23 protein-coding genes are annotated in these 25637 nt (G+C 37.3%); 22 read left to right on the top strand and 1 reads right to left on the bottom strand.

Features of this window, described 5'->3' with window-relative positions; all coding sequences use genetic code 11:
- Window positions 1-164 precede the first annotated feature (164 nt).
- From mntR to MHI57_RS05655, 3 genes are all read left to right on the top strand, one after another.
- Window positions 165-587 carry a transcriptional regulator MntR gene (gene mntR, locus MHI57_RS05665; RefSeq protein WP_095372840.1) on the top strand — a complete coding sequence of 141 codons (423 nt, stop codon included), beginning with the start codon at window positions 165-167 and terminating at the stop codon, window positions 585-587.
- A 118-nt stretch (window positions 588-705) separates the two neighbouring features.
- On the top strand, window positions 706-1386 hold the full coding sequence (locus MHI57_RS05660; RefSeq protein ID WP_340975341.1) for a class I SAM-dependent methyltransferase: 681 nt from the start codon (window positions 706-708) through the stop codon (window positions 1384-1386).
- Between the two features lie 4 nt (window positions 1387-1390).
- Entirely contained in the window at window positions 1391-2083 is a 693-nt protein-coding gene (locus MHI57_RS05655) for an AIM24 family protein (protein ID WP_095372842.1), read from the top strand.
- A 396-nt stretch (window positions 2084-2479) separates the two neighbouring features.
- Here the strand turns inward: MHI57_RS05655 and metA are convergent, their stop codons facing one another.
- On the bottom strand, window positions 2480-3388 hold the full coding sequence (gene metA / locus MHI57_RS05650) for a homoserine O-acetyltransferase MetA (protein WP_095372843.1): 909 nt from the start codon (window positions 3386-3388) through the stop codon (window positions 2480-2482).
- Window positions 3389-3576: 188 nt separating this feature from the next.
- Between metA and MHI57_RS05645 the strand changes: the two genes are divergently transcribed.
- From MHI57_RS05645 to MHI57_RS05555, 19 genes are all read left to right on the top strand, one after another.
- Window positions 3577-5259 (top strand): formate--tetrahydrofolate ligase, encoded by a 1683-nt coding sequence (locus tag MHI57_RS05645; RefSeq protein ID WP_095372844.1) that lies wholly within the window; start codon window positions 3577-3579, stop codon window positions 5257-5259.
- Window positions 5260-5283: 24 nt separating this feature from the next.
- Complete coding sequence (locus MHI57_RS05640) at window positions 5284-5790, top strand: hypothetical protein (RefSeq protein WP_095372845.1); 507 nt, start codon at window positions 5284-5286, stop codon at window positions 5788-5790.
- Window positions 5791-6028: 238 nt separating this feature from the next.
- Window positions 6029-7912: an ABC-F family ATP-binding cassette domain-containing protein gene (locus tag MHI57_RS05635; RefSeq protein WP_340975338.1), complete on the top strand. Its 1884-nt coding sequence runs from the start codon at window positions 6029-6031 to the stop codon at window positions 7910-7912.
- 83 nt (window positions 7913-7995) lie between these two features.
- Window positions 7996-9120, top strand: a complete 1125-nt coding sequence (locus tag MHI57_RS05630; protein WP_340975336.1) for a conserved virulence factor C family protein — start codon at window positions 7996-7998, stop codon at window positions 9118-9120.
- A gap of 287 nt (window positions 9121-9407) precedes the next feature.
- On the top strand, window positions 9408-10388 hold the full coding sequence (locus MHI57_RS05625) for a hypothetical protein (RefSeq protein WP_340975334.1): 981 nt from the start codon (window positions 9408-9410) through the stop codon (window positions 10386-10388).
- Window positions 10389-11113: 725 nt separating this feature from the next.
- The gene (locus MHI57_RS05620; RefSeq protein ID WP_340975333.1) at window positions 11114-11548 is read left to right on the top strand and encodes a BrxA/BrxB family bacilliredoxin; all 435 of its coding nucleotides are present in this window, start codon (window positions 11114-11116) and stop codon (window positions 11546-11548) included.
- Between the two features lie 98 nt (window positions 11549-11646).
- Complete coding sequence (locus tag MHI57_RS05615) at window positions 11647-12423, top strand: class I SAM-dependent methyltransferase (protein ID WP_095372851.1); 777 nt, start codon at window positions 11647-11649, stop codon at window positions 12421-12423.
- 267 nt (window positions 12424-12690) lie between these two features.
- Window positions 12691-13857: an LL-diaminopimelate aminotransferase gene (locus MHI57_RS05610; protein WP_095372852.1), complete on the top strand. Its 1167-nt coding sequence runs from the start codon at window positions 12691-12693 to the stop codon at window positions 13855-13857.
- Window positions 13858-13888: 31 nt separating this feature from the next.
- A complete protein-coding gene (locus tag MHI57_RS05605; RefSeq protein WP_307313193.1) occupies window positions 13889-14467 on the top strand; it encodes a YpjP family protein in 579 nt (192 codons plus the stop codon).
- A 90-nt stretch (window positions 14468-14557) separates the two neighbouring features.
- Entirely contained in the window at window positions 14558-15328 is a 771-nt protein-coding gene (locus MHI57_RS05600) for a TerC family protein (RefSeq protein WP_095372854.1), read from the top strand.
- A 130-nt stretch (window positions 15329-15458) separates the two neighbouring features.
- On the top strand, window positions 15459-16670 hold the full coding sequence (locus MHI57_RS05595) for an HpcH/HpaI aldolase/citrate lyase family protein (RefSeq protein ID WP_328197680.1): 1212 nt from the start codon (window positions 15459-15461) through the stop codon (window positions 16668-16670).
- Window positions 16579-17937, top strand: a complete 1359-nt coding sequence (locus MHI57_RS05590) for a phosphoribosyltransferase family protein (RefSeq protein WP_322909530.1) — start codon at window positions 16579-16581, stop codon at window positions 17935-17937. Before MHI57_RS05595 ends, MHI57_RS05590 begins: the two co-directional genes overlap by 92 nt.
- 25 nt (window positions 17938-17962) lie before the next feature.
- On the top strand, window positions 17963-19048 hold the full coding sequence (locus MHI57_RS05585) for a cysteine protease StiP family protein (protein WP_340978552.1): 1086 nt from the start codon (window positions 17963-17965) through the stop codon (window positions 19046-19048).
- Complete coding sequence (locus tag MHI57_RS05580) at window positions 19045-19890, top strand: hypothetical protein (protein WP_340975331.1); 846 nt, start codon at window positions 19045-19047, stop codon at window positions 19888-19890. The genes MHI57_RS05585 and MHI57_RS05580 overlap by 4 nt, the downstream gene beginning before the upstream one ends.
- 436 nt (window positions 19891-20326) lie before the next feature.
- Window positions 20327-21958 (top strand): YceG family protein, encoded by a 1632-nt coding sequence (locus MHI57_RS05575; protein ID WP_095372859.1) that lies wholly within the window; start codon window positions 20327-20329, stop codon window positions 21956-21958.
- A gap of 28 nt (window positions 21959-21986) precedes the next feature.
- Window positions 21987-23081 (top strand): toxic anion resistance protein, encoded by a 1095-nt coding sequence (locus tag MHI57_RS05570; protein ID WP_370873270.1) that lies wholly within the window; start codon window positions 21987-21989, stop codon window positions 23079-23081.
- A 22-nt stretch (window positions 23082-23103) separates the two neighbouring features.
- A complete protein-coding gene (locus MHI57_RS05565; protein WP_340975329.1) occupies window positions 23104-23715 on the top strand; it encodes a TerD family protein in 612 nt (203 codons plus the stop codon).
- A 118-nt stretch (window positions 23716-23833) separates the two neighbouring features.
- The gene (locus MHI57_RS05560; RefSeq protein ID WP_307313209.1) at window positions 23834-24544 is read left to right on the top strand and encodes an anthrax toxin lethal factor-related metalloendopeptidase; all 711 of its coding nucleotides are present in this window, start codon (window positions 23834-23836) and stop codon (window positions 24542-24544) included.
- Window positions 24545-24570: 26 nt separating this feature from the next.
- Window positions 24571-25551 carry a thymidylate synthase gene (locus MHI57_RS05555; protein ID WP_095372863.1) on the top strand — a complete coding sequence of 327 codons (981 nt, stop codon included), beginning with the start codon at window positions 24571-24573 and terminating at the stop codon, window positions 25549-25551.
- Window positions 25552-25637: the final 86 nt, after the last annotated feature.

Raw genomic sequence — 25637 nt, 5'->3', positions numbered from 1 at the left:
TCATGAGGATTCTTATAGTAATATTTTAAGTAGTGGTTTTTCATTTGCGTTATAACAGCTTATGAAACCACTATCATTATGCTTTTTTTGATCAAGTAAGCGGCTATACTGTATGTAACAAATATCGTTTATCATAGATGTTAGCCTTTTTTGGGAGGATCCACATGCCAACACCTAGTATGGAAGATTATATAGAACAAATCTATTTATTAATTGAAGAAAAAGGCTATGCACGCGTTTCTGATATCGCAGAAGCACTATCTGTTCACCCTTCTTCAGTCACTAAAATGGTGCAGAAATTAGATAAAGATGAATATCTCGTATATGAAAAATACCGTGGTTTAGTATTAACGACAAAAGGAAAGAAAATAGGCAAACGCCTCGTTTACCGCCATGAGTTATTAGAGCAAATGCTTCGAATTATTGGTGTGAAAGAAGAACATATATATGAAGATGTTGAAGGAATTGAACATCATTTAAGTTGGGATGCTATTGACCGCATTGGTGATTTAGTACAGTTTTTCGAAGAGAATAAAGATAGAGTAGAGTCATTAAGAGTGGTGCAACGAAAAAATGAAGAAGAATAAAAGCAGAGTTATGGAGGGTGGATAACTCTGCTTTTTTTACATTAATATAGACAGAAAATTAAATATTTTATATCACATAATGTAAAAATAGGTATAAAGAGGGTTAGGTGAATATTTGATGGCTGAATTTGATTGGAAAAAGGCATCTGCTAAAGAATGGGATAAGCGGTCGGATAGTTGGCATGAAAGATCAGAAAGTATGTGGAATGAAGGGAGCCGCAAGGAAATTATCCCTTTCTTCCTTCAGTACCTAAAGGCGAATAATCAGGTATGTGACCTTGGTTGTGGTGATGGAATGGGAGCTTATAAGCTTTCAACACATGCCATCAATGTAGTTGGGGTCGACGTATCTGATGAAATGCTTATAAAAGCAAACCGGGTGAACCAAACGAATGATAACCAATTTATCAAAGGGGATTTATCAGAACTTCCATTTGCTGAGCATCATTTTGACGGGGTGTTGGCAATAAATTCTATGGAATGGACAGAAAATCCGTATAATGCAATGAAAGAGGCTGTGAGAATATTGAAGCCGGGTGGTTATGGGTGTTTTGGGATACTGGGACCAACTGCCGGACCTAGAAACAATAGTTTTCCTAGATTACTAGGAGAAAAGGTCATTTGCAACACGATGATGCCATGGGAGTTTGAACAGCTAATGCAAGGGCTCCCAATGAAAAAAGTGGCAGAGCAAGGTGTTTATAAAAAGGCTGCAGAGTCGTTACCTAAAGGAGGATTACCTCTTCCATTGCAACAAGCACTATCTTTTATGTGGATTTTTATTTTTCAAAAGGAGTGAGCTTATGAGTAGGTACTCATTATCAGAGTTTGTAGAGAAAACAGAGCAAGAAGATAGGGGTCAGGGCCTATTTGAGTTAGAAACGGATCGGTTATTAGAAGTGAACTTACAACAGCAGATTTGGGCAAAAGCTGGTTCCATGATTGCGTATGAAGGTCAAATCAAATTTGTGCGTGAAGGGATTTTAGAACATGGAATTGGGAAAATGTTCAAACGTGCTTTCTCTGGGGAGAGCACAGCTCTTATGAAGGCAACAGGTAGGGGGAAACTCTATTTAGCGGATCAAGGAAAGAAGATTTCCATCATCCGCTTTCATAATGATACATTATGCGTGAGTGCCAATGATTTATTAGCGTTTGAACCAAGTTTGAAGTGGGACGTCAAGCTTATGAGAAAAGTAGCTGGCATCGTTTCAGGTGGACTATTCAATATTCGCTTAGAAGGAGAGGGAATGGCGGCAATAACGACTCATTATGAACCATTAACACTAAAGGTAACTCCTGATAAACCGGTATTAACAGATCCCCATGCAACGGTCGCTTGGTCTGGCCATTTGCAACCGGAATTCGTTGCGGATGTCTCATTCAAAACATTTGTAGGCCGTGGGAGCGGTGACTCAGTGCAAATGAAATTTTCAGGCGAAGGTTTTGTCGTTGTCCAACCGTATGAAGAAGGTGGCTATGTGCAGCAGAATTAGTGTACATGTATTGGTTGTTTGTATAGCAGAATTTAAAAGGGCCTCAAAAGAGAGACGCTGCTCATGGGCGATGAAAGTGACTATAGGGAGTAGTGCAAAAAGGGGGAAAACACCGCTTTTGATTATGGAAACTGACCTGATCATAATGCAATAATGAAACTCAGTTTTAAAATACTGTTTCCCAAGGAGAGGAATTAAGGAATCTCTCAATAATAGTTCTACTATTGCTCGAAACGGAGTAATCAAAATTATTGCCGAGATTGCTATTGTGACCATTTTTGTCCGAGTAGAATCCTCTTAATTGTCAACTGTCTAGTTCTTCAAAATCAATTCCTATTCACAATGTATGCAAAATAAAAAAATAGCCAATCCGTATATTCTACGGATCGGCTATTTTTAATCCCATTCATAGGGTGTTTGTTGATAAACATAGTAATTTAACCAGTTGGAGAATAAAAGATGGGCGTGCGAACGCCATTTGTTTTTTGGTGTCTTGGTTGGGTCATCATTGGGATAATAGTGATTCGGAATGGCTATGGGCAATCCTTTTGCCCGATCTCGCTCATATTCTTCAGCAAGAGTCGTTGCTTCATATTCAAGGTGACCGGTAATCATAATTTGTTTACCTTCATTGGCGCTCATAATAAAAGCACCCGCTTGAGGTGATGCAGCAAGAACCTTGACCTTACTATGATTCTTTAACTCTTCTAATGATATATCAGTATGCCTTGAATGGGGTGCGACAAAAGAGTCATCAAAACCGCGTAATAAGTTTTCTGACCAATTTTCTACATCATGGTCAAACACGCCGAAACATTTTTCCGGTAGCTCAAACTTATCAATATTGAAATGATGGTAAAGTGCTGCTTGTGCTCCCCAACAAATATGGAGTGTACTCGTGACATTGGTTTTTGTCCAGTCCATTATTTCTTTTAACTCTTCCCAATAATCGACTTCTTCAAAGGAGAGTAATTCAATCGGAGCACCCGTAATAATCATGCCATCAAACTTTTTTTGTTTGATTTCAGAAAATGTTGAATAAAACTGCTCAAGATGGATGTGGCTTGTATTTTTTGAATGATGTGTAACGGTTTTCAACAAGGTAATATTGACTTGAAGCGGTGTATTACCTAATAACCTTAATAAATGTGTTTCTGTTTTTTCTTTTTGCGGCATGAGGTTAAGTATAAGTATGTTTAATGGGCGAATATCTTGCCCCTTAGCGCGACCTTCATCCATAATGAATATTTGCTCTTCCTCGAGAATTTCCCGTGCTGGAAGTCCTTGTGGAATGGTGATTGGCAAGTGATCATCCCCTACTGTGTGAAATTTCAATAAACTTATTATAAAGACGTTTAACTTATTGAGCAACCTGAAAACCTTAAAATTATCATTAATTTGAAAATTTCTCGTCACATATCATTATTTAGATTTAGGAAGTGATACAATAGTAACGCTTGCAATGACAACTGGTATAGAGGAGAGGAAAAGCGATGGGGAAATATGTGAAGTCAGATATTGAAATTGCTCAAGAAACAACGATGAAACCAATTCACCAGATTGGGGAAAAGCTCGGACTTACAGCCGATGATTTAGAGCAATTTGGTAAATATAAAGCGAAACTTACAGCCGAAACACTTAAAAGAGTGGAGAGTAAGGAAAATGGGAAATTAATTCTTGTTACAGCCATTAATCCCACACCTGCAGGCGAAGGGAAATCAACTGTTACTGTAGGTTTAGGTGATGCATTAAATCTGTTAGGGAAAAAGTCGATGATTGCCATGAGAGAACCATCTCTAGGTCCAACAATGGGCATTAAAGGTGGAGCGACAGGAGGGGGCTATTCACAAGTCGTACCGATGGAAGATATTAACCTTCATTTTACAGGTGATATTCATGCGATTACTACAGCAAATAATGCCTTATCTGCCTTAATCGATAATCATATCCAACAAGGAAATGATCTTAAAATTGACCAGAGAAGAATTATTTGGAAAAGAGTGATGGATTTAAATGATCGTGCGCTAAGAAATGTCATTGTTGGTCTGGGAGGTCCTGCTCAAGGTATTCCGCGAGAAGATGGTTTTGATATTACAGTGGCCTCTGAAGTAATGGCTGTACTATGTTTAGCGAAAGACCTACATGATTTGAAGAAAAGATTAGGCAAAATGATTATTGCTTATAATATTAACAAACAACCGGTTACGGTGGCTGATTTAGGTGCTGAAGGTGCTTTAACCCTTTTATTAAAAGAGGCAATCAAGCCTAATTTAGTACAAACTTTAGCACATACACCTGCACTTATACACGGTGGACCATTTGCGAATATTGCACATGGTTGTAATAGTGTGATCGCGACAAACACTGCTTTGAAGTTAGCTGATTATGTTGTAACAGAAGCGGGATTTGGCGCCGATTTAGGAGCAGAGAAATTTTTACATATAAAAGCGAGAAATATGGGTGTAAGTCCTGATGCAGTTGTCATTGTGGCGACGATTCGTGCACTTAAGATGCATGGGGGCGTCGCTAAGGAAAATCTCAGCTCAGAGAACACGGCTGCACTAGCAAAAGGATTTTCTAATTTGAAAAAGCATGTTGAAACAGTTCAGAGTTTCGGTTTGCCGTTCGTTATTGCACTTAATCGCTTTAATGGTGATTCCGCAGATGAAATTGAGACTTTTAAAGAGTTGTGTGAAGAGCAAAATATACAATGGTCACTAACAGAAGTATGGGCAGAAGGAGGAACAGGTGGCTTACAGTTAGCAGAGAAAGTGTTAGAGCAAATTGCAAAAACAGACCAATCGTTTACACCACTTTACAATTTACATGACAGCTTAGAAGAGAAAATTGAAACAATTGCTAAAAATGTGTATGGTGCAAGCAGAGTTGAGTTTACATCGAAAGCAAAGAAACAATTAGCCGATTTTGAACGCTTTGGCTGGTCTTATCTCCCTATATGTATGGCTAAAACCCAATACTCATTATCCGATGATGCAGCAAAATTAGGTCTTCCTTCTGACTTCACAATAACTATAAGAGAATTAAAGCCCTCTGTAGGTGCCGGTTTTATTGTGGCATTAACAGGAGCTGTTATGACAATGCCTGGGTTACCTAAAGTACCCGCAGCGATGCAAATGGATGTGGATCAACAAGGACAAGCGAAAGGATTATTTTAATCAATATAAAGGGGAATTGATACATTGTTTGACCCAATAGCTTTTGATAATATGAAGGTTGTTTTAGAGGGGCATATTTATGATTTTGATTTAACGGGTGAAATGAAGATAATCGATCGAAATGATTGGATGAATCTAGCGAAATTTAGCCGACGCTATGACATCTCATTTACGGATACAACCGTTGCTAACACTTTATCAGCAAAAATTACCTTACAGGCCAATTTGCAACAAATTACGGCGGAATTGCAGCCTACGCACCCATTCACAAATGAAATCGGTGCTCATCTATCCATCTCTTTTATTCTGCAAAAACAGGAAAAAAATAAATTAGAATCAGCTTACGAGCAAGTCGTTAAACAATGGGGGAATCGCCGTACCATTCAACAACGATTAATAAAGGTAGAGAATGAATGGACGCAAGAGATAGTAGTCAATTTTGACAGACTGATAACAGAAGATCAATTAGAAGACTTACTTGATTTAATTGACTACACACAACAAACATTAATAGTATTAGATCAATATTAGAGGTTTGAGACAATAGGTGAGATGGTATTCTTACATGGCAACGCTAAAAAGCGGTGCTCAGTAGAACAATCCAGTTCCTATTGTCTCGACTTTTTTTATAAAAAATTGTATGAGTAAAGTTGATAAGCATGAATATATCACGGATCGCCATTTTTCATGTTACAATTAGCTATTAGAATAGTTAATAGACTAACCGCAATACAGCTGGTTTAGATAGATTAATGAATGGATGGTCGAAATGAAAAATATATCATTAGAAAATATAACAAAAACTTACGGTGAAAAAGAGCTATTTAAGCAAATTAATTTTACTATCGGAGAAAATGACCGCGTTGGCTTAATTGGTGTAAATGGAACAGGAAAGTCATCACTGTTAAAAATCGTCGCTGGTATTGATTTGCCTGATGCTGGAGAGATTATTGCGCCTAAGGATTATTCAGTCTCCTACGCTGAACAAGAACCTAAATTAGACGAACAATTGACTATACTTGAACAAGTATTTGCAGGCGATTCTCCTTTACTCGTGCTTTTAAGAGAGTATGAGCAAGCATTAATCGCTTTGAATGAACATCCAGATCATAGCGAAGTACAGGAGCATCTTTTCCAATTACAAAAAAAATTAGATGCTAATAATGGATGGGAAGCAAGTACAAATGCCAAAACGATCCTAACAAAACTAGGTATTGTCGACTTTGAAAAAAAAGTTGGTGAATTGTCCGGTGGACAAAAAAAACGGGTAGCGTTAGCACAAACGTTGATACAAGATAGTGATTTATTAATTCTCGACGAGCCAACGAATCATCTTGATCATGAATCGGTTCAATGGCTAGAAGAGTATCTTACCCGATACCGGGGAGCAATTCTGCTTGTGACACATGATCGCTATTTCCTTGATCGTGTGACAAACCGGATGTTTGAACTTGATGCCGCACAATTATACAGTTATAAAGGTAACTATGGAGCATTCCTTGAGGCGAAAGCGATCCGAGAGGAGAATGAAGCAGCTGTAATCGATAAACAACGGAATTTATATCGTAGAGAGTTAGAGTGGATGAGACGCGGTGCCAAGGCGCGAACAACCAAACAAAAAGCGCGCATAGATCGTTTTGATCAATTAGATGAAAAATTGACAAATGTTACTTCAAGTGAAAAATTAGACATGTCTTTAAGTGGTAGTCGGTTAGGAAAGCAAGTATTTGAGTTGAAATCAGCGACAAAATACTATGGTGATTTAGCCATCCTAAAAAACTATGACCTGCTAGTGAAACCAGGTGACCGACTAGGCATTATTGGTCAAAATGGGACAGGAAAAACCACTTTTCTAAATATTTTAGCCGGCAATTTACCGTTAGACCAAGGTGAGAGAATCATCGGTCAGACGGTTAAAATCGCTTATTACACACAGGAAAGTGAAGAAATGGATGAGAGCAAAAGAGTGATTGAATACTTAAAGGAAGCGGCCGAAGTAATCGAAACAACTGACGGAAAAACGATATCTGCTGCTCAAATGCTTGAGCGTTTTCTGTTTCCACCTTATATGCATGGTACATTAATTAGAAAACTTTCAGGTGGAGAAAAACGTAGATTATATTTATTGAAAATCTTAATGACTTCACCGAATGTTTTGCTTTTAGACGAGCCGACAAATAATCTTGATACACAGACGTTAACGGTGCTAGAGGATTATCTAGAAAGCTTTGCTGGTGTGGTTATAACGGTTTCACATGATCGTTATTTTCTCGATAAAGTCGCCACTCAATTACTTGTATTACAAGGAAATGGGGAAATAACAAGTTATTATGGGAATTATAGTGAATACCTTGAGAAATCAAAACAAGCATCAAGTAAAAAAGCGGAAGAGAAAAAGATAGTAGAAGTAAAGGAAGAAAGTAAACCAAAAAAGAAAAAGCTTTCCTATAATGAAGCAAGAGAATGGGAGCAAATCGATGACAAAATGGAAGCGATTGAAAGTCGTTTGAAAGAAATCGATGAGGATATGAACAATATTGGTAGTGATTTCGAAAAAGCTCAACAGCTCATGGATGAACAAAAAAAGCTAAATCATGATTTAGAATATCTCATTGAACGTTGGAGTTATCTGTCTGAATGGGCAGATGCTTAATCAATGTAGATAAATGAAAGTAGACGATGATTTATGTTAGAATAATTATCATGAGATAACAATTAAAGTAAAGGGTGATTTCATTGATTATAAAAGCGATTGAACCTACACCAAGTCCGAATACGATGAAGGTGATCTTAGATAAAGAACTGCCTATGGGGACAAGCAATAATTACAAAGTAGGTCAGGCTGAAGGAGCGCCGGAAGTCATTGTTGATATCTTAAAAATAGATGGAATTAAAGGTGTCTATCATGTAGCCGATTTTCTTGCAGTCGAACGAAATGCGAAATTCGATTGGAAAGATTTACTTCCTCAAGTGAGAGCAGCCTTTGGTGAAGAAGCTGAGAGTGCTGGGGGAACGGAAGTAAATGAACATTTTGGTGAAGTACAAGCTTTTGTGCAAACGTATAAAGGCATACCGATGCAAGTGAAATTAACAGATGGTACAGAAGAAAAGCGCTTTGGCTTACCGGAACTTTATGTTAAAGCTGTAGGTAATGCACAAGCACCTGATGATAATGTAGTCATGGTGAGAAAGTGGAAAGAACTAGGAGTGCGTTATGGTGAATTCGAACAAGTAGGTAAAGAAGTAGTGGATGAGATTCTAGCTGCATACCCAGAGGAAAGAGTAAAAACACTCATCACTGCAGCCCAAAGTCCAGAATCAGAAGAAGCATTGGCACCTAGAGTCCGTCTTAAACTTACCCCAGATGATTTAAAAGTGGAAGACTGGCGTATACGCTATCAAAAGCTTGAGCAAATGGCTGATCCTTCTCTAGATGATTTAGATGTACTTGACTTTGCCCTTCAAGATGAAAAAGCGTCTGTGCGAAGATTAGCAACTGTTTACTTAGGGATGATTGAAGACGTTCAAGTACTACCTTATCTATATAAAGCGCTAACAGATAAATCAGTCACAGTGAGAAGAACAGCGGGGGATTGTTTATCAGATCTCGGCTTCCCTGAAGCTTCTGAAAAAATGATGGAAGCATTATCTGATAAAAGCAAGCTGGTTCGCTGGCGTGCAGCAATGTTCTTATACGAAGTAGGCGACGAAAAAGCGCTTCCTGCCTTAAAAGCAGCTGAAAATGATAATGAATTTGAAGTAAGTCTGCAAATTAAACTAGCAATTGAAAGAATTGAGCAAGGCGAAGAAGCAAAAGGGTCTGTATGGAAGCAAATGACAGAATCACGGAAAAATGGATGAGTTAGAAGGACACCTGCATGCGCAACATGCAGGTGTCCTTTTTCAATCATAACCAGTATACGACGAAGCCGTAGGTAATTTTTTTGTGTTAGAACTGAGGATAAGCAGGGTTCAGTCCAAAAGAAACTCGATCAAAAAGTAGAGATAGAAACATAGATATAGAAGGTTTTTACATTGGCAGGAATAGTGTTATGTCGAGATGTGTGCGTGCCTCCATGAGTTGAGTGAAAAAGAGTGGGCAAACCGGAATTGCACGTCGGCCAGGTTAGAAAAAGGGAATGAGAGCTATGGAAATTGGATTTGCGAGTCACTCGGGTTTGGAAATGAGTTTGAGAGCAGTGCAAATTGGATTTGCGAGTCACTCAGGTTTGGAAATGAGATTGAGAGCAGTGCAAATTGGATTTGCGAGTCACTCAGGTTTGGAAATGAGATTGAGAGCAGTGCAAATTGGATTTGCGAGTCACTCAGGTTTGGAAATGAAGTTGAGAGCAGAGCAAATTGGATTTGCAGGTCACTCAAATTCGAAAATGAGATTGAGAGCAATGCAAACAGGTTTTGTGAGTCACTCAGATTCCCAAATGAAGTTGAGAGCAGAGCAAATTGGATTTGCGAGTCACTCAGATTCCCAAATGAAGTTGAGAGCAGAGCAAATTGGATTTGCAAGTCGCTCAGGTCGAAAAAAAGTAATGAGAGCAGAGCAAATTGGATTTGCGAGTCATTCAGATTCGCAAATAAGATTGAGAGCAATGCAAACAGTTTTTGCAGGTCACTCAGATTCGAAAATGAGATTGAGAGCAATGCAAACAGTTTTTGCAGGTCACTCAGATTCGAAAATGAGGTTGAGAGCAGAGCAAATTGGATTTGCAAGTCACTCAGGTTCGGAAATGAGATTGAGAGCAGAGCAAATTGGATTTGCAAGTCACTCAGATTCCACAAATGAGTTTGAGAGCTGTACAAATAGGTTTTGCAGATCACTCAGGCTCCCAAATGAGGTTGAGAGCAGAGCAAATTGGATTTGCAAGTCACTCAGGTCGAAAAAAAGTAATGAGAGCAGTGCAAACAAATTTTGCAAATCACTCAGATTCGCAAATAAGATTGAGAGCAGTGCAAATAGGTTTTGCAGATCACTCAGGCTCCCAAAGGAGGTTGAGAGCAGAGCAAATTGGATTTGCGAGTCACTCAGGTTCGCAAATAAGATTGAGAGCAATGCAAACAGTTTTTGCAAGTCACTCAGATTCGCAAAAGAGATTGAGTTCCTATCTGGTTAAGCAATTTGCAGAAATCAAGGTTTTAACACAGGTATATTTTACGATGGTAGATTAGTTGGGATGAGTTCACTTCATTTTATCAATTGGAAGAAAACATACGAGCATGGGATACTATTGAAGGTAAGGGGATAATTTCAATGTTGTGTAAAAGCACTGCTTGACTATATTCTCTGTGATTTAGGGCTTAATAAAGTCGAGATTCAGTGTGCAGAAGCAAATATTAAAAGTAGAAATATACCTAAACGTCTAGTGTTTAAACAAGAAGGTGTAAACCGTGAAGCTGAGTTCATCAACGGATGTTATAACAATATTGTCACTTATAGTTTGCTTAGAAAAGAGTGGAAGGGCAATCAATAGTAACTTCAGCGAGCAGCAGTTTTTATGGCTAATTGACTAACCTTAGGCAAAAATTTATAGTAGGACTATTCAATTGTGGGCTCTTGTGTTTGTTAGCTTAATGTGTGTGGGGATGTCTCCCTTTGAGACGTGATCTAACATCGCACTTTTGGTATTATCCGAAAAAAACACATGCATCAACACCTCAAAAAAGGCGAAACCCTGCAATAGACTTAGAAGCATCCGTCCAGTCATAAATATTTTGGATTTCCAATTATTCAATCGTCTATCATTGGCTATTCCTTTTATCCGAGAACGATAACTTTGCAATATAGGCTTGAAATATAGTATGCTTACTGTGCAATCATTAGTAAAGGAGGGGAATATTTATGTCTATGGCTTATGAAGAGTATATGAAACAAGTTGTGAAGCCGATGAGAGCTGAGCTTGTTCAGGCCGGTTTTAGCGAGTTAACAACTGAAGAAGAAGTAAACGATTATATGGAGCAAGCAGAAGGTACAACATTAGTTGTCGTGAATTCTGTTTGTGGCTGTGCAGCAGGATTAGCAAGACCTGCAGTGACTCAGGCTGTATTAAATGCAGAGAAGAAACCAGACAATTTAGTGACCGTTTTTGCTGGTCAAGATAAAGATGCAACAGCAAAAATGCGTGAATATTTCACAGGTATTGAGCCGTCTTCTCCATCTATGGCCCTTCTTAAAGGGAAAGAAGTGGTACATTTTTTTCCACGTCATGATATTGAAGATCACTCTATGGAAGAAATTATGCACAATTTATTAGCAGCGTTTGATAATAAATTATAAAAAGGATCACACGATAAAAGGTGATTGAATGCAGCAGTTAGGAGCACTCTTATCCTGACTGTTGCTTTTTAATTTCAATAAAATAAGTAGGTGTTTTGATGTTTGTTACAACATCAGCGAGGACAAATCCTGACGAAACCAATAAGGCAAAGCAGGTAGCAAGGACGCTGAACCTTCCCTTTATACATAGAAGAAAAAGAACAATAAAGAGTATGGTCAATCAATACGAAACGAACGGAATTGTCGTTGGAAAAGAGCGAATGGAACTATATAAAGTAGGTGAGGAAAGCCCTTTTTTCTTTCATCCTAGTTCAGCAATGTTCCGCCTTAAGCGTCTGCAAAAAGGTGAACATGATCCTTTTATAGAAATTTGTCAACTAAAAGCGGGTTCTACTTTTCTTGATTGCACACTTGGGCTAGCTTCAGATAGCATTGTGGCAAGTTATGCTGTAGGTGAGACAGGGAAGGTAATTGGGTTAGAAGCAAGTAAGGTGATAGCGTATTTCGTTGGTCAAGGTTTGAAAGAATGGCCAAATGACAACGTAATCATGAAAGGCAGTATGGAAAGAATCGAAGTAGTTCATGATTTAGCCATCAATTACTTGAAATCTGTCCCTGATGCTTCCTTTGAATGTGTCTATATTGACCCCATGTTTGAAACAACGATAAAAGAATCGCCTAATATCAATGCATTACATTCGATTACATACAAAGGTGATTTGACTGAGGATATGATTATTGAGGCGAAGCGCGTGTCTAAAGAGAGAGTGGTATTGAAGGATCATTTCCGTAGTGAAAGATTCCAAGCCTTTGCATTTCAGCAAATCAAACGTAAATCAGCGAAATTCCACTACGGTGTGTGGGAAAAAAGATAAAAAGATTGCTGTTGCCTTACTAATGGCTACAGCAATCGAAACTAATGGCAAACGTTTTTTAATCAGTGATACACATATAAACAAAGTAAGCAAGTAGTACTAAACCACCAACAAGCGCAATCCAACTAGAATCCATTATGTACCTTCCCCCTTCTTATTTTCTTATTTGTATATATCCCCCAAAAAAGCAGCAATTAATCATGAACCAATGCCCAAAAAGTGATAAAATATGGTAGAATAAAAGAAAAATTTTGTGAGGCAATGAACATGAATATTCAAATGGCAGCGAGAATGGAGCAATTCCAAGAGAGTATTTTTTCGGAACTAGCTGAAATCAAGCAACGGAAACTAGAAGAAGGCATAAAAATGATCGATCTTAGTGTCGGTAGTCCCGATTTACCACCTCCTCCAATTATAACAAAGATAATGGGCGAAATGGCAAGTGATCCAAAGCTTTATGGTTACACATTAAAAGGGATTCCGGAGTTTCATGAGGCAGTGGCGAATTATTACAGTAGAAAATACGGCGTAACCCTCGATGCGAAGGAAGAAACCACGTTACTGATGGGCTCACAAGACGGTTTGGTCCATTTACCAATGGTGCTTTGTAATCCTGGTGATATAGTACTCGTTCCAGATCCTGGTTATACAGCGTACGAAGCAGGTGTGAATCTTGCAGGAGGGCAAATGTATCGTATGCCTTTAAAAGAAGAAAATGATTACTTACCTTCTTTCGCTGATATCCCAAAAGAAGTTAGTAAAAAAGCAAAGATAATGATTCTAAATTATCCTGGAAATCCGGTTCCTGCCCTGGCGACAAAAGAATTTTTTGGACAAGCAATCGAATATGCGAAAGAAAATGAGATTGTCATTCTCCACGATTTTGCTTACTCTGAATTATATTTTGAAGAGGTGCCAATTAGTTTTTTATCAGTTGATGGTGCGATGGATGTAGGGATTGAAATGAACTCGTTATCTAAAAGCTTTAATATGGCAGGGTGTCGTGTGGCTTATGCTGCAGGAAATCGTAAAGTTATTTCTCTTTTAAGTAATCTAAAGTCTAACCTTGACTATGGCGTTTTTTATCCTATTCAAATGGCTGCTGTACAGGCGTTAGCTGATGATTCCTCCTTTTTAGATGAATTGAGAGCGGTCTATAAAAAAAGAAGAGATTCTTTTGTTCTTGGATTACGAGAAGTAGGTTGGGATGTGGCTTTACCTAAAGGGTCGATGTTCGTATGGGGGAAATTACCGGTTGGAATGAAATCTAAGCCATTCGCACTTGAATTAATTGAAAAAGCGGGAGTCGTTGTAACACCTGGAAATGCCTTTGGTGAATGGGGCGAAGGTTATGTACGCATGGGTATTGTCCAATCAGAAGAAACATTATTAGAAGTTGTTTCCCGTATTGAGAAAAGTGGCATTTTTAAATAAATAATGAAAGTCATCTGAGGAGGAGATACACTTGCCGAGTTGGTTAAGAAAATCATTAGTGGTGATGGTGACAATCTTTACATTTGGATTGGTAACACCAACGAGTTTATTACCTATTCAGCATGAAGAAGATAAGTCACCAAGAAAAGCAGTTTTAGCTGAAAGCTTACCAGATGTAAGTGGAGAAGAAACTTCACAAGTTTCGAGGGAGGATTTTATAAAGGAAATGGTTACTTCCGCGGAAAAGCATTCTTTCGAAAAGTTTGGTGAAAAAATTAAACCGGTCATTGAATCAGAATTTCAAATCGTCATCCTACCTAATATAGAAAAGGCGATTTCAGAAGTTGCAGAGCAGTATACAGAGGAGAATCTGCATCATTTGAGTATCACTGAAACGGCCTCTGCGGGCGTTTCAGAACGAATTTTTCATATAGCAGATGAGGCCAAGCAGAAAGATGTCATTCGTTTTCATGTCAGAAGAGATCATCCACCACAGCAAGGTTATTGGTTTAATTTCCATTATCATACTGCCTATGATCAATTCCAAACTCACCATGAACTAGGATCTATCTACTGGGATAAAAATACCCCGCCAAAATGGATGAGTTAATTTCAAAAATTGAAACTTTTCTAGTACATATTCGTATATACTAGGTGAGGAACGATAGTATATAAAGTTGATCAGGGGGAAAAATTCACTATGGAAATTATCGATGGGATCCTACATACCTATTCTAGTTTCTTTGATTGGGATATGTGGGTTGAGGCATTATCTCGACCAGATGCATGGGTGCTAATTGGCACATTGGTCATTTTAGAAGGCTTGCTTTCAGCCGATAATGCGCTTGTCTTAGCAGTAATGGTTAAGCACCTACCACCAAAACAACGAAAGAAAGCACTTTTTTATGGGTTGCTTGGCGCTTATTTCTTCCGTTTTTTAGCGATAGGTGTAGGTGTATTTTTAATTAAATTTTGGTGGATAAAAGTACTAGGAGCCGCTTACTTAGGCTGGTTAGCTATTAAATATTTTATCGACAAAAAGAAAGCAGAAGAAGCAGAAGACGAAGAAGCGTTGGAAGGAATCAATCAACGAGGCTTATTGATTCGTCTGTTTGGGACATTTTGGGGAACAGTTATTGCCGTTGAATTAATGGATATTGCTTTTTCAATTGATAGCATTTTAGCAGCATTAGGTGTGAGTCAAGAAATATGGGTACTTCTTGTTGGTGGTATGCTAGGTATCATCATGATGAGGGGCGTTGCAGGGGTATTCTTAAAATTAATTGACCGTGTACCTGAACTTGAAACAAGCTCTTATATTCTTATTCTATTAATCTCTTTAAAGATGTTGTTAAGTGCAGCAGGTATTCACATAGATCATATGTATTTCTTTGGCGTACTTGTGATTGTTTTTGCAATTACTTTTATTGTACATGCGAAGAGAAAACGTACTGAAGCAGCAGGCTCATAAGAAAAGGGGATGAATTGCTTCATCCCTCTTTTTTCACTCCATCAATATCTTCCAATATCTGCTAATAATTGCAATTATTTCTGGGTCCCCTCTATTAAATTTTTCTGAAATTAAAAAAAGGAGTTGGCGTATGAGGTTATTTACAGATTTATCTCAAGCTGCACTAGATGAGTACTTTTTTAAAGAACCGACGACATTTAATAAATATACACCGAAGAATGAGCTTGCATATGCATTAGCAGCCACCCTTTATATGCCTGCAACACGTCCTGCAATCCATCAAGATTTGATTAATAAAAAGCACGCTGGTCTAACATCAGTTGTCATTTGTTTAGAAGATAGTATTGGTGATCTAGAAGTGGAAATAGCGGAAAGGGAATTACAGCATTCATTACATAAACTTCAACAAGATATTTCTAGAGGCTTTATTACATTAGAAGAATTGCCATTACTTTTTATTCGTATAAGAAATAAAGAGCAGTTAGTTCGGCTAATAACTTTATTTAAAGATGAATGGCAGTTACTAACTGGTATTGTCATTCCAAAATTCTCTTCAATCGATGGTGAAGACATGCTGCAACTCGTAAGTGAGATACGAAATAGTGGCCATGAATTATATGCGATGCCAATTCTTGAAACGAAAGAAGTTCTATTTAAAGAAACAAGAATGGAAGAATTAAAAAAACTAAAAGGAATATTCGATAAGTACGCCCATTTTATTTTGAATATCCGGATAGGGGCGACAGATTTTTGTGGACTTTTAGGAATCAGAAGAAACACATCCACTTCATTATATGATATTGCTGTATTGAGAGATTGTCTAGCAGACATTATGAACTTTTTCCAAAGGGCACCTAATACTTACTTACTTTCTGGACCTGTTTGGGAGCATTTTGTTTCTAAAGAAAAAGTTAACGTACTAAGTAATCAAACGGAGCAAATCATGGATTCATCGTCATTTATGAACAAACTACCGAAAGAGATGAGAGGATTCATAGCAGAAATATTACTCGATATTAGTAATGGTATCATCGGTAAAACGATTATACATCCCACGCAAATTACGCCGGTACAAGCTTTAAACACTGTGACTTATGAAGAATACAATGATGCATTGGATATATTAAATCATTCAAATGGGGCCCGTGGTGTGATGAAAAGTGCGAGTCAGAACAAAATGAACGAAATGAAGCCCCATTATTATTGGGCAAAAAAAATCGAGTTAAAATCAAGAGTTTACGGGGTGCTAAATGAACAATACAACACAATTGATTTCTTCCAACAGTTATCACATGATAGACGTCATCGAGCCCATGCAGGTGAAGCTAAATATCAACTATAATCCTTACCATTTTAAATTCGATGAATTATTCCAGATGGCAGCAAGAAAGAATAAAAAAAGATCCTTTTTATTCGTTAGTAAAGTGTTAGGTAAACATCTGCCTATCTCGCCGGCAAAAGGGTTAGCAACGGGACTGTTATTAGCAGAAAGCTACCTTAAGGATGTGGAAGGGAAAAAGCTTTCGTCATCATCACCCTTTGTGGATGTACTGAAAAATAAGCAGTCTAAATTTAGTGATACAGCATTTATTGGCGATCAATATTCCCCCATCATTATTGGTTTTGCAGAAACTGCGACAGCGCTCGGTCAGGCATTTTTTCAAGCGTTTAAGAATGCAGATTATTTTCATACAACGAGAGAAGATCTTTTAAACGTTGAATCGATCATTCATTTTGAGGAAGAGCATTCACATGCTACTTCTCATCGTTGTTATATCGACGCCAATTTGTTGCAAAATAGTCGGGAAATTATATTAGTAGATGATGAGATGACGACTGGAAAGACAGCGCGAAATATTATCACTTCATTACATGATAAGTTTCCAAGGAAGCATTACACTGTTGTTTCTATTCTTGATTGGAGAAATGAGACCAACAAGAATGCATTTATTGAATTAGAGGAAGCGTTAGATATCACTATACGTCATATATCCCTTCTTGCTGGCGAAGTTGAAGTAGATGGGAACCCAGTTATTAAGGAGGAAGAAAGTGTAGACTTTTACCGTCCATCTACAGAAATGAATGAAATTTACATAGAAAAAGAATTACCTATGCTGTTTGCTTCTAAGTATTATCCTACGACAAATCAAAAGTCTCCCTTCAACACTGTTCCTTATATTGCTGAAAGTGGTCGATTCGGGTTGGATAGTAAAGTGAACGTTTTATTAAACTCAAAAGCAGAGAAGGTTGCAACATTTCTTGATCAAAAAAGAAAGGGTAAACATATTTTATGTATCGGCACAGGTGAGTTTATGTATTTGCCAATGAAAATAGCTAGCTTAATGGAGGGTAGTGTAAAGTATCAAAGTACAACCCGTAGCCCTATTCATGTCCATAATAAACCATCCTATGGCGCACGCTTTGGTATGACTTTTCCTAGCCCTGAAGTGGAAGAAGTGGTGAACTATATCTATAATATTCCACCGGAAACATATGATGAAGTATTTATCTTTTTTGAAAGATTAGTAGATGAACAGGTTTTAAGCAAGTTTTTACAACAGTTAAAAATACCAAGTATTCAAGTTGTCTTTTTGAAAGGAGTGAGGTGATTTGACTATTGTCGCCAGACAGCCTATGTTTGGGTCATATGACCGAAGAGAGGTCACCTTTCTTTTAAAGGATTTAAGTCATATCCATTTAGAAGATACAACAGAAAACAGAGAACATGCCATTCAATCAGGTGCTCATTATAGTGAAACCTTACCAATAGAATACCAGCCACCAAAAGCGTATATCGATCTTTTCTTTCGTTCTTTAGACGAATTTAAAGAGAAAGTGGCTTTAAGTATAGCTGTTGTAGCAGAACAGATTTATGCAGCTAAAGGCAAACAGACAGTTTTGGTTTCACTAGCGAGAGCAGGTACACCAATAGGCATTTTAATTAAAAGATATTTGTTTTTTAAATACCATGTAGATTTGCCGCATTATAGTATTTCTATTATTCGCGATAGAGGAATCGATGAAAATGCTCTTCACTATATTTTAGAAAAACATTCAAAGGGAATGATTCAATTCGTAGACGGTTGGACAGGAAAAGGTGCCATTTCGATAGAATTAACAAATGCTTGCCACTTATTCTTTCAGAAATATGGAGTGAAAATTGATGATACATTGGCTGTTTTAGCTGACCCTGGCCATTGTACAACCGTATTTGGAACGAGGGAAGACTTTTTAATTCCGAGTGCTTGCTTAAATTCGACTGTTTCTGGACTAGTCAGCAGGACGGTTTTAAATAATCAATGGATTGGTGAAAAGGATTTTCATGGGGCGAAATATTACCATCATATGATTGATGAAGATTTATCAAACATCTATTTAGACAAAATAACTCAGCAATTTCAAAAAGTTGTATCTATTGCAAAGCAGGAAGCAAGTAAAATAGTGGATGAAAATTACGGAGCGACCTTTTCAGGTATGAATGAAATACTAAGAATCCAAAAGGAGTTCGGTATCGAATCTTCTCATTTCGTTAAACCAGGTGTAGGTGAGACGACGAGAGTAGCTTTAAGAAGGGTACCTTGGAAAATACTGATTAAAGATAAAAATAGTCCTTATCTAAAACATTTGTTTGCACTTGCTGAGGAGAGAAAGATTGAATTGGTTTATTATCCACAAATGAGCTATACATGTTGTGGGCTAATTAAGAAGGTTATCCAATGAGAGGAGGAATTTTTGCCTCAGATTTAGATCGGACATTAATCTATTCAGAGACAGCGATATCGCAATTGGAAGCAATTCCAAGTAAATCTGCAACCGTTGTTGAATATAAAAATAATAAAGCTTTATCTGTGATGAGTGATCGTGCCATAAAATTATTACAACAAATTCGCAATACCCTTCTGTTCGTGCCAATTACTACACGAACACGGCAACAATTTGAGCGGATTGAATTTCCTTTTAGCCATCGTTATGCAGTTGTTGCCAATGGCGCACAAATTCTATATAACGGTCAGCCTTTGCTAAATTGGGAAGAAAGTATCAAGCGAGAAGTCTATGATAAGAGTGGAACGAAAGAGAAACTCTTGAATCATTTAATCCCCTTTAAGATAGAGGGTAGATTGCGTGAAGCAGATGGGTGGTTTTTCTACTATGTGCTAATGGAAACATTGCCAGATTGCCAATTGGCTGAAATACGCCTAACGGCAGAAGGGCTTGGATGGCGTATTTCTTTGCAAGGTAGAAAATTATATTTTATACCAAATGCGATAAGCAAAGGTAGGGCACTACAGTATATCGCAGAAAATGAAGGGGCCCAGTATTTATTCGGAGCAGGCGATTCATTATTAGATTATGACTTTTTAAAAATTTGTGATGAATCATTTGTTCCTGCTCATGGAGAACTGGCTCAACATATAAAAAAGTCTTCCCGTTGGTTAACAAAGGAAAAAGGGATGCTGGCAACAGAAGAATTCCTTACTAAAATACTTCAGACAGTTACCAATCCTTTCGACCGGAGAGAAAGATCCGATTTACAACAGAAAATACAACCAATCCAGCTGTGATAAAGAAAATAAAGATCATGCTCGTGTAGAAAATGGACTGGTGAACTGTATAAGTGAATAATGAAAGAAAGGCAGCCAAAAAGAGTAAATCAAGCATTATAAATATTGAGGAGTTTAAAGTTCGTTCCAGTATTTTTAATTCTGAATCGATATTAGGTAACTTGGAACGCTTCGCTAACATTCTCATTTTTAATCCATCCTTTGATTACATTTATCCTTTCGTTTGAAGCAAATACAGGTATCCTTAGTAATGCAACTATATGCATAACCACAGTAAATGGTGAAAATGGCAGAAGCCCTTATTCAATAGCTTCAAATCGTAACTATTTATGTTAAGATGAAATGGATACGTGTTTATAATCATTGTTTCTAAAACAACAATATATATACAAAATGAACCTGTAAGACGAATGTATTAAAGGGAAGGGATCAGTCAATGAATGTCACTCATAGTCATGTGAAAAATATCCGAATGGCAGTTACATATGAAGGGTATAAAGAAGCATTAAAAACGCCACTAAATGAAAGGCCGATGTATGAGGTGGCCAATCGTACACTTACTTATAATCAAATCTTTCTCCGGTTATTAGGTGTACCATTAGACGAGGATGCCTATTATAATGAACTGTTTGACCTAGCTAATGATCCAACGATCGATATTTCAGTAATTGGTGAAGACTATTTAGACAAATCGATGAATAATGAACATTTTAAGTCCATCCAAAAGGTTATTAATATCCATAGAGATCAGCAGCTTTCAATTAATCGATTTGTCGCTTTTTTAGATGGGGAAGGATTACTACTTCGTTCAGAACTACCAGCTATTCAGCGTAAAATCCGCGAAGCATTAATGGAAACATTACAACTTTTCTCTGATAAAGAGGAAGGTGGGCTTAAGCATAATGATTTGCGTAGAATCTTAACAGATCTTATTAAATGGTCTCATAACCATTTGGGAGAAAGCTTAACCAACGCTGATTTAACAGTAAAGCTCCCGAAATTTATTTGGTATGGACCTTATAAAAAAACGCATGCTTACTTTATTTACTATTTACTTTCGCTCGGTTGTGATGTGATTTACATATCACCTAGTGGAGAAGATGCGTTTGCCTCGTTTCAATTAGATTGGGCAAATACTCCGGTACATCATTTTCAAAATAAGAATGAGGCTGAACCTTTTCCAACTGAAAAGCGACGAAGAAAATCGACCGTTGCCTATCGTGCATCAAAAGAAATAGAATCGATACTTAATCAAGATGGATCAGGTATTTTTAAGCCATGGCAATTACGAGAATATTTGCCCGCGTCGCTGACGTTGAAAACAACTTATGATGAACTTTTTCTACTTGTTAAAGAAAAGGCGATGATTCGCCCTAATTTTGATGTGGCAGACAAGGTTGTGAAAATTCCGCACGTATTTGCAAAAATTCAAGGTGTCAGTAGAGACCGCAAAGAATACTGGGAAAGGCTTCACACACTTGAAGAAAACGATCATAGTTATTTAATCCGCTCTTTTCCTTTTTCAAAAGGGGTGAGCAGCGATTATCGCTACCATTATCGTAATGCACTTGATCAAGACGGATTAGTTGATCCAGATAAAGTGATGAATGCTCATTTTTGGACTTACAAGCATTTACCTAATGGCTTACAGCAAGGGATAGCCTATGCGATAAGAAAAATTTGTGAAAAATCATTATTAAAAAAACAAGCAAATGAATCTGAAGAAGATTTAAAGGTTTATATTTTCGCTCAAAGTATGCAACTCCAAGGTAAGATGCTACAACTCATTCAACGTTTTGATTATTCACAAGATGTACCTAAGCTTATCTTATTTAATAATGAATTAAATGGCTTAATGAGTCGCCATGATGCCGTATTGCTACTTTTGATGAATCAGTTCGGTGTGGATATCACCGTTTATAATCCAGCAGGACATAATGATATTGAGAATTATATTGATGAGCGTTTATATGATGTTCATTGGTTGGAAGATGTCATTTTTGAATTAGAGTATAAAGAACCATCTTTCATAAAATCTGCACTAACTAAATTTTTCAAGAAGTTATAAAGGAGTGAAATAAATGAATTCATCTGATATGCAAACGAATTTGGATGTCATTTCAACAAACCCAGAAGACAAGTTAACAGAAGCATCTGCGAGTCAAATTAAACTAGCTTTAAGAGAAAATAAAGAGGTTCAACAACTCTCTGCCTCAATAGACGAGCGCGATCAAATCCAAATTTTGGAATTTGGTAAAGAACCAGCTGAGGAGATATCCAAGTTTTCTGATCAAATTCTCGGCAATATGAGAACAACAAAAGTAGAGGATTCCGGAGAATTATTGAAACAGCTTGGAAAAATTATGGATCAGTTTGACCCGAAAGATTTTGAGAAAGAAAAGCCAGGTTTCTTTGATAAACTCTTCAAAAAGGGCGAAAAACTTATTGAAAAGTTGTTTGGAAAATACCAAACAATGGGCAAGGAAATCGATAAAATTTATGTTGAAATCTCTAAATATCAAAATGAAATGGTTGAAGCAACCACTACGTTAGATAGGATGTATGAGGAAAACTATCAATATTACCTTTCCCTTGAACAGTATGCTGTTGCTGGTCAGATGAAATCTGATGAACTCAAAGCCAATCAATTGCCACAATTAGAGCAAAAAGCAATTGCAGGTGATCAAATGGCCTCTATGCAATTAGATACTCTAAGAAATGCAGTCGAATTATTAGATCAACGAGTGTATGATTTAGAAATGGCGAAAATGGTTGCATTACAAACGGCACCACAAATCCGTATGCTTCAAAGAGGGAATACGAAGTTAATTGGGAAAATTAATTCAGCTTTTGTGACGACGATTCCAATCTTTAAAAATGGACTTATTCAAGCGATGGCAGCGAAAAGGCAAAAGCTCGTTGCTGATTCGATGAGTGAATTAGATCGCAGAACAAATGAAATGTTAGTTAGAAATGCGCAAAATATATCACAACAAAGTACAGACATTGCAAGACTTGCTGGTGGACCAAGTATTAAGATTGAAACAATTGAACAGTCTTGGGATATCATCATGAAGGGGATGCAAGAAACAAAGTCGATTGAGGAAGAGAATCGCAAATTAAGAGAAGAAGGAACGAAAAAATTAGAACAGTTGCAAGATAATTTTCGCAATATGAAAAACAAGAGATAAAAAAACAAAGGGGAGATAAACAATGGCGATTAGTTTACAAAAGGGACAAAGAGTAGATTTAACAAAAGGGAATCCAAGTCTTTCAAAAATACTTGTTGGTTTAGGATGGGATCCAGTAAAGCAAAAAAGTAGTGGTGGACTATTAGCTGGTCTCTTTGGAGGCGGTGGGGGTGTCGATATCGATTGTGACGCTTCGGTTATACTGCTTGGGGATAACGATAAATTACGTAACAATAAAGATGTCATTTATTTTGGAAATTTAAAAAGTGGTGATGGAAGCATTCAACATACCGGTGATAATTTAACGGGCGATGGAGATGGTGATGATGAACAAATCCTTATCGATTTGAGTCGTATTCCTAGTCATATCCATAAACTTGTATTTGTTGTTAATATTTATGATTGTGTAAAACGAAAACAACATTTTGGTATGATTCAGAATGCTTTTATTCGCATTGTCAATTCAAATAATCATCAAGAGTTAATTCATTTTAACTTAACGGAAAATTACGATGGGAAAACAAGTTTAGTTGCTGGTGAGATTTACCGCCATGGTCAAGACTGGAAATTTGCAGCGGTAGGGAATGGTACGCAAGCTGCTACCTTAAGCGATATTGTTCGTTCTTATTCATAAGTGTGCTAGATTAAAAGGGCTGATCTTTGATTAGTCCTTTTTATATTTAATGAAAATCTATGATATAATTAATAGACTAGTAATGATACGATTAATGATAGAAAAGGGAGGAACAGCTATGAAAAAGTGGATATTTACAGGCTTATTTTTAGTTGTTTCCTTAACATTAATGGGAAGTTCACAAGCCGATATCGGTGCGATTCAGTTAAAGAACTATCCATATTCTTCAGAACTAAAGCAAGCAGTTGATCTTACATCAGCGGATTTGTTAGGAGAGATTGTCTTATTACCAACAGAATCTTTTGATGAAATAGAAGCAGCTGCCATCATATCCCGCTTGGACCAATTACCGTCTACCTTATTACAAAAAATAGACAATCAAAATATTAAGATTAAGCTTTTTTCAGGCAGGTTGACAGAGAATCCTAGCGTAAAACATCTAACTGGAATGATTCCACGTGGATATACTTCATCAACGACATGGGATCAAGTTCCAGGCATTGGTGGAGGGAAAACAGTGCTTGTAAAAATAGGCTATAGTGACCAAGGGATGGACCATGGCTCCGTTAATTTGGAATTACATGAGCTGGCACATTCCATTGATCGTTATATCTTTGAGGAAATCCGTTCGAATAGCCAATTTATTCGTATTTGGCAAGAAGAGCAACCACGATTATTTCCAAATGACTCCTATTTCTCTACGTTTTCCGAAGAATATTTTGCTGAGAGCTTTGCCCTTTATTTTTTGAATGTAGAAACGAGAAGTTACTTGTATGAAAATGCGCCAAAAACGTTTTCTTTTATTAGACAAATGGCCCATAATCATTAAGATATAAAGTTTAAGAGGTGAGTGTCATGGAGAAACATCCAGAACAGGCATATTTAGACATGCTACAACATATTTTAACAAATGGACAAAAGAAACAAGATCGTACTGGTACTGGAACTTTAAGTGTTTTTGGCTATCAAATGCGTTTCGATTTAAGTCAAGGATTCCCATTATTTACAACAAAGCGTGTACCGTTCCGTTTAATTGCAAGTGAATTACTCTGGTTTATTAAAGGTGATACAAACATTCGCTATTTATTGCAGCATAATAACCATATTTGGGATGAATGGGCGTTTAAAAAATGGGTTGAATCAGATGAATATAACGGTCCTGATATGACAGACTTTGGTAGACGTTGTTTAATTGATAACGAGTTTAATGAAATCTATCAAAAAGAATTACAACAGTTTTGTGAAAGAATCCTTACTAACGATGAGTTTGCAGAAAAATACGGAGATTTAGGAAATGTATATGGAAAGCAATGGAGAAATTGGACTGCTTCAACTGGGGAAGAGCTTGACCAGTTAAAAGATGCGATAGAACAGATAAAAAATAACCCTGACTCAAGACGAATCATTGTGAATGCATGGAACCCTGAAGATGTGATCAATGCAGGTGGAAAAGGAAGCAAAGCTGCATTACCTCCTTGTCATGCCATGTTCCAATTTTATGTCATAAATGGTAAGTTGAGTTGCCATCTATTACAACGCAGTGGCGACACCTTCTTAGGGATTCCATTTAATGTGGCTTCCTATTCGTTGCTCACTCATTTAATTGCTCATGAGTGTGGTTTAGAGGTTGGTGATTTTGTTCATACAATCAGTGATGCGCATATTTATTCGAATCATCTTGAGCAAGTACAGGAACAATTATCAAGAACACCAAAGGCATTGCCGCAACTACGAATTAATAACAATAAAACCTCGATTTTTGATATAGAAATGGAAGATTTAACAATTGAGGGCTATGATCCTCATCCAACAATTAAAGCCCCAGTTGCCGTTTAAGTAGACCAAGCACTCATCATGGGATGAGTGCTTTTCTTTTGCTGAGAAGCTTTATTATTGGATTTTCTTTTCAAGTGCAGAGAATT

This window comes from Cytobacillus sp. FSL K6-0129 (assembly GCF_038007625.1).
In the GTDB taxonomy this organism is placed as follows: domain Bacteria; phylum Bacillota; class Bacilli; order Bacillales; family Cytobacillaceae; genus Cytobacillus; species Cytobacillus kochii.
Note: the sequence above shows the minus strand (reverse complement) of the source record. Positions and strands in the feature narration are given on the sequence as shown.

What these genes read in the sequence shown, in the direction of transcription:
- mntR (WP_095372840.1), top strand. Translation starts at nt 165, where the DNA reads ATGCCAACACCTAGTATGGAAGATTATATAGAACAAATCTATTTATTA.
- MHI57_RS05660 (WP_340975341.1), top strand. Translation starts at nt 706, where the DNA reads ATGGCTGAATTTGATTGGAAAAAGGCATCTGCTAAAGAATGGGATAAG.
- MHI57_RS05655 (WP_095372842.1), top strand. Translation starts at nt 1,391, where the DNA reads ATGAGTAGGTACTCATTATCAGAGTTTGTAGAGAAAACAGAGCAAGAA.
- MHI57_RS05645 (WP_095372844.1), top strand. Translation starts at nt 3,577, where the DNA reads ATGGGGAAATATGTGAAGTCAGATATTGAAATTGCTCAAGAAACAACG.
- MHI57_RS05635 (WP_340975338.1), top strand. Translation starts at nt 6,029, where the DNA reads ATGAAAAATATATCATTAGAAAATATAACAAAAACTTACGGTGAAAAA.
- MHI57_RS05625 (WP_340975334.1), top strand. Translation starts at nt 9,408, where the DNA reads ATGGAAATTGGATTTGCGAGTCACTCGGGTTTGGAAATGAGTTTGAGA.
- MHI57_RS05620 (WP_340975333.1), top strand. Translation starts at nt 11,114, where the DNA reads ATGTCTATGGCTTATGAAGAGTATATGAAACAAGTTGTGAAGCCGATG.
- MHI57_RS05615 (WP_095372851.1), top strand. Translation starts at nt 11,647, where the DNA reads ATGTTTGTTACAACATCAGCGAGGACAAATCCTGACGAAACCAATAAG.
- MHI57_RS05610 (WP_095372852.1), top strand. Translation starts at nt 12,691, where the DNA reads ATGAATATTCAAATGGCAGCGAGAATGGAGCAATTCCAAGAGAGTATT.
- MHI57_RS05600 (WP_095372854.1), top strand. Translation starts at nt 14,558, where the DNA reads ATGGAAATTATCGATGGGATCCTACATACCTATTCTAGTTTCTTTGAT.
- MHI57_RS05595 (WP_328197680.1), top strand. Translation starts at nt 15,459, where the DNA reads ATGAGGTTATTTACAGATTTATCTCAAGCTGCACTAGATGAGTACTTT.
- MHI57_RS05590 (WP_322909530.1), top strand. Translation starts at nt 16,579, where the DNA reads ATGAACAATACAACACAATTGATTTCTTCCAACAGTTATCACATGATA.
- MHI57_RS05585 (WP_340978552.1), top strand. Translation starts at nt 17,963, where the DNA reads ATGTTTGGGTCATATGACCGAAGAGAGGTCACCTTTCTTTTAAAGGAT.
- MHI57_RS05580 (WP_340975331.1), top strand. Translation starts at nt 19,045, where the DNA reads ATGAGAGGAGGAATTTTTGCCTCAGATTTAGATCGGACATTAATCTAT.
- MHI57_RS05575 (WP_095372859.1), top strand. Translation starts at nt 20,327, where the DNA reads ATGAATGTCACTCATAGTCATGTGAAAAATATCCGAATGGCAGTTACA.
- MHI57_RS05570 (WP_370873270.1), top strand. Translation starts at nt 21,987, where the DNA reads ATGCAAACGAATTTGGATGTCATTTCAACAAACCCAGAAGACAAGTTA.
- MHI57_RS05565 (WP_340975329.1), top strand. Translation starts at nt 23,104, where the DNA reads ATGGCGATTAGTTTACAAAAGGGACAAAGAGTAGATTTAACAAAAGGG.
- MHI57_RS05560 (WP_307313209.1), top strand. Translation starts at nt 23,834, where the DNA reads ATGAAAAAGTGGATATTTACAGGCTTATTTTTAGTTGTTTCCTTAACA.
- MHI57_RS05555 (WP_095372863.1), top strand. Translation starts at nt 24,571, where the DNA reads ATGGAGAAACATCCAGAACAGGCATATTTAGACATGCTACAACATATT.